Consider the following 1,100-nt stretch of genomic DNA (forward strand, 5'->3'; position numbering starts at 1 on the left):
AGCTGGTTGTTGCCAAGTCCTGCGGCCAGCACCAATTTGGCGCAGCTATATGTCGAGTTCCCGGCTGTTAGCTGGAAGTCGGACCGTGCAGGCCGGATCTCCGTGACAGCGCTGGATGCCCGGTATTCGCCACCAATTGCGCCAAATGCCGAATGTAGGGCCCGGAAGAACTTCAAGGGGTTCACCGCGCCGTCCAGACGGCCGTAACAGCCACCGACAACCGAATTTCCAAGACCGGGAATATGCTTGTCCAGTTCGCGGCGCTCCATCATCTCATACGCGGCAGCCACGGGAAGATCATTGTCGAATTGTTTTCTCATCAATTCGGCGCGATCTTTCCACTCCCCTTCCGACATGCAGAGATAGAAGGCCCCGTCGCCTTCTAGTCCGACGTCTATTCCGCTCAATTCCTTCAACTGCGAACTAAAGGCCGGCCATATCTTTGCCGCTTTGCGCGAAAGCTGCGCATAGGGTCGGAAAGTGTGACCCTTGGTCTGCACCCAAATGAGGCCGAAATTGCCCCGTGCGGCACGATTGTCGTCATCGCAGCCATCAAGCACGAGCACATCAAGGCCACGCAGTCTCAGCCCCAGGGAAATGGAAATTCCCACCAGACCGCCACCGGCAACGATCACATCGAAATTTTTTCTGGACGAGTTCATAGAAGTTCATTCAGCCGCCTTGATTGCGTCAAAGGCCGACTGCTCGCTTTTTTCCAGAATCTGCTCTACCCGTGGTGTGCCGTAAGCTTTTTTCGCGAATGCGAGCGATGTCTTGCTATTTTCGATATCGTCGACAATCTGCTTATCGCTTCTTTCACCGACAGGACCATATCCTCCGCCGCCCGGCGTTTCGATTCTTATACTGTCACCGCAGTCGAGGACGAAATTCGTAGTCTTCGACTCGAGTTCACGTTCTTCGGCGGACCCAGAATTGAACAGTATTTTCGCACAACGCCCATCTTGGCCACCGCGCAGCCCGGGAGGCGGGTAAATATGGCCATCCGAACGGACCGAGAAGATGACGTCATCTTCTGTGGCGGCAATCTGCCGCGCGATGCCGAGACCACCTCGGTACCTGCCCGCGCCACAGCTGTCCTC

At 55.9% G+C, this 1,100-nt stretch carries 2 protein-coding genes; both read right to left on the reverse strand.

The features are described from left to right. Window positions 1-662, reverse strand: a 662-nt coding sequence (locus tag NKJ06_RS35500) for an NAD(P)/FAD-dependent oxidoreductase (protein ID WP_352812591.1), incomplete at its 3' end; no start/stop codon positions are given. 6 nt (window positions 663-668) lie between these two features. Further along, window positions 669-1,100 (reverse strand): hydantoinase B/oxoprolinase family protein (locus tag NKJ06_RS35505; protein ID WP_352812593.1); only part of this gene is annotated, 432 nt, incomplete at its 5' end.

This window comes from Mesorhizobium sp. M0293 (assembly GCF_040321735.1).
Classification (GTDB): domain Bacteria; phylum Pseudomonadota; class Alphaproteobacteria; order Rhizobiales; family Rhizobiaceae; genus Mesorhizobium.